This window comes from Martelella sp. (genome assembly GCF_984369615.1).
Genome location: NZ_CFHTCS010000427.1, coordinates 1 through 3,332, shown reverse-complemented (window position 1 = coordinate 3,332; position 3,332 = coordinate 1). Strand labels below are relative to the sequence as shown.

The following is a 3,332-nucleotide window of genomic DNA, read 5'->3' as shown; positions in this document are numbered from 1 at the left end:
CTCCCATGAAGGCCAGCGCCGTTCCGGTGTATTCGGGATAAAGGTCGATGTCGTCATCGGTGAGCGCCTGGAAGACGATGCCGGTCGACCCCAGCGCCGGAACGCGCTTGACCTTGATGCCATCCTCTTCGAGCAGAAGGGCGAACATCTCCGCAAGGATCCTGCTTTCCGCAAGGTCTTTCGAGCCGATACGCACCGGTTGTGCCGCGCAGCCGGCGAGGACGAATACGATCAGAAGCGAGATCAGCCTTCTCATGACGCCACCTCGCCGGTGCGGTCCTCAACGGGCCCGCTGCGTGAGGGATCGCTTCTGAGTCGTCTCAAGAAACTCACGATCTGCAGCATCAGGATCGCGGAAAAGGGTATCGCGCCGAGCGTCGACATGGCCCGCGCGACATCGACGGACCCGGCAAGAAGCGTCGCCGCCGTGATGATCGCGACGATGCTGCCCCAGACGATCTTGGAAGCCGACGGCGGGTTGAGGTTGCCGTTCGTCGTCATCATCGAAAGCACGAATGTGCCGCTGTCGGCGGAGGTGACGAGAAAGATGACGATCAGCACGAGCGCGCCGAAGCTGAGGACGTTCGCGAACGGGAAATAGTCGAGAAAGGTGAAAAGTGCGGCGGCGACATCCTGCGTGATGACCGAGGCCAGCCCGCCCGGACCGTACATCTCGACATAGATGCCGGCGCCGCCAAAAACGGCAAACCAGAACAGGGAGAACGCCGTCGGGATCAGGATCACGCCCGTACAGAACTCGCGAATCGTCCGCCCGCGCGAAATCCGGGCGATGAAGACGCCGACGAACGGCCCCCAGGCGAGCCACCAGATCAGATAGGTCAGCGTCCAGTTCGCCGACCATTCGGTTACGCCCTCGAAGGGGAACAGACGGAACGACATGCTCACGAATTGGGAAACGTAAGCGCCGATCGTGGTGACGAAGGTTTCCATGATGAAGGCGGTCGGCCCGAAGATCAGGATGAAGGCCATCAGGGCGAGGCCGAGCGCCATGTTGATGTCGGACAGTAGCTTCATGCCCTTCTCGACGCCGGTCAGCGTCGAAATCATGTACATCAGGAAGAGAACTGCCAGGATCAGCAGCGATGTCGTGTTGACCTCCGGCAGGTCGAACATGGCCGTCAGGCCGGACCGCACCTGCAGCGCGCCCATGGCGAGCGAACCGGCAAGGCCGAAGACAACGGCAACAACGCCAAGGACATCCGCCGTCGTTGCCGCAGCTTCGGCGGATCTGCCCGAGAAAAGCCCGCGCAGCGGCGTCGAGATCAGCGGCGGCTTGTCGAGACGGAAGGTGAAATAAGCGATGACAAGAGCGCACACGCCGTAGATCGACCAGGCGTGCAGACCCCAGTGCAGGTTGGTGATCACGAGCGCCTGGCGCGCGGCTTCCGCCGATCCGCCGACGCCGACCGGCGGGTTCTCGAAATGGGTTACCGGTTCGGCAACACCCCAGAAGAGAAGCCCTGCGCCCATGCCGCCGGCAAACAGCATCGCGATCCAGGATGAATAGGAAAATTCCGGCTTCTCGTCGTCCTTGCCGAGCCGGATGTTGCCATAGGGGCCAAGGGCGAGAAAGGCGGCGAGAATCACGAAACCCGAACACAGACCAAGCCACCACCAGCTGGCGCCGATCATGAAATAGCTGGTGAAGCCCAGAACGCTCGCCGCCATCTGTTCGGGCGCGAGAACGCCCCAGGCGCCGATCGGCAGGCACAGAAGGAGCGAAATGATGACGGTCTTGTTGAAGTGCACGAGCAGGCGCCCCCCGGTTTTTTGCTCGTCGCAGGCGGAAGTGTCCTGCGACATCCATCCTGCCCCTTCCCAACACGCGAGTAGGCGCGAGTCAACCAAAGGCAGCCTATTTGGCTTTGAAAAGAGACCGGAGGGGCCGAATGGTAGGTGCGCGGGTCAACGAGCATTCGTGCCGCGCGCCGGACCGCCGCGCTGTCGCCAGAAAGGCGCTTGGCGCCGCGGGACCATGATCGAATGAGGCGGCCTCGCCGCTAGATCATCGGGCGGTCAATCTGAACCCCGATGCTCCATTTCTTTGTTTGAGCGCATCGGGTTATCGAAAAACCGGTAACCACTTTCTCGTCCGATGCTCTAGATCAGATATACGATATATCCGGCGTAGGCCGCCACCATGGCAGCGCCCGTCGCCCGGTGAAAGGTCTTTGCAAAAAACAGCATTGCCGCGAAGAATACGCTCGCTGCCAGCATCACCGGCACATCAAGCGTGGCGAAGCCGTCGGAGACCGGCAGCGGCGCGATCGCGGCCGTGGCGCCGAGGATGCAGAGTGTGTTGAAGATGCAGGAGCCGGTGACGTTGCCGATGGCGACATCGGAATGGCGGCGGGTGGCGGCGACGACGGCGGTCGCCAGTTCCGGCAGGCTGGTGCCGACGGCGACGACTGTGAGCCCGACAACGGCATCCGACACGCCGAAATGGGCGGCAAGCTCGGTCGCGCCGCGGATCAGGAATTCCGCGCCGAAAAGCAGAACGACGAGGCCCGCCACGATCAGCAAGCCCATCTTCCACACCGGCATGGCGTCGACATCGACTTCGACGTCGTCATTCAGGTTTGCGCCGGTCCTGCGCGCCCACATGTAGGTGCGCAGGAGATAAAGGGCGAGGATTGCCAGGAGCACGACGCCGGCAATGCGGTCGATCACCTGATACTGCACGAGGAAAAGCAGGATGACGGCCGAGGCCACCATGGTCGCGGCATCGCGCCGGACGGAGCGGTCCCAGCCGGCAATCGGGAAAATGACGGCGGCAAGACCGACGATCAGCAGGATATTGGCGATGTTGGAGCCGACGACATTGCCGAGCGCGATGCCCGGCGCCCCGGACAGAGCGGCCCGAACCGAGACCAGCAGTTCCGGCAGCGATGTGCCGAAACCGACGATGACGAGCGATGCGATCAGGGGTGAAATGCCGATCCGCCGCGCCGTGGCCACCGCGCCGGAGACCAGCCATTCCGCGCCGAAATAAAGTCCGAGGAGGCCGAGTGCGATATAAAGGTAGTCCAAGTTCCGGTCCCTGTCCCTGCCAAGCCGGTTGGTAAACCGGCGAAAATTTCGTCCCAGCGACCGCATATGGGGCGCGGTCGGGCGGAAACAATGTCCCGCCGGATGAATCGTTTAGATCGGCATCGGGAATTGCCGGTGAACTTTGGCGATGTCTTCCAGCACGGCATCCGACAACGTCAGTTCGTGGGCGGCGATATTGGTCTTCAGCTGCTCCATCGAGGTCGCGCCGATGATCGCGGCGGTGACGAAGGGCCGCGAAAGAACGAAGGCGAGCGCCATCT

General features: G+C 62.5%; 4 protein-coding genes. All 4 read right to left on the bottom strand.

Annotation, left to right across the window (positions count from 1 at the left end; translation table 11 throughout):
• The coding region (locus tag AC5DC2_RS21615) for a glycine betaine ABC transporter substrate-binding protein (protein ID WP_491699975.1) at positions 1 to 256 on the bottom strand (256 nt) is incomplete at its 3' end.
• Positions 253 to 1,824 carry a BCCT family transporter gene (locus tag AC5DC2_RS21610; RefSeq protein WP_491699974.1) on the bottom strand — a complete coding sequence of 524 codons (1,572 nt, stop codon included), beginning with the start codon at positions 1,822 to 1,824 and terminating at the stop codon, positions 253 to 255. The genes AC5DC2_RS21615 and AC5DC2_RS21610, both read right to left, overlap by 4 nt.
• 297 nt (positions 1,825 to 2,121) lie before the next feature.
• Entirely contained in the window at positions 2,122 to 3,051 is a 930-nt protein-coding gene (locus AC5DC2_RS21605; RefSeq protein WP_024709533.1) for a calcium/sodium antiporter, read from the bottom strand.
• Positions 3,052 to 3,162: 111 nt separating this feature from the next.
• A partial coding sequence (locus AC5DC2_RS21600) for an aldo/keto reductase (RefSeq protein WP_491699976.1) occupies positions 3,163 to 3,332 on the bottom strand: 170 nt, incomplete at its 5' end.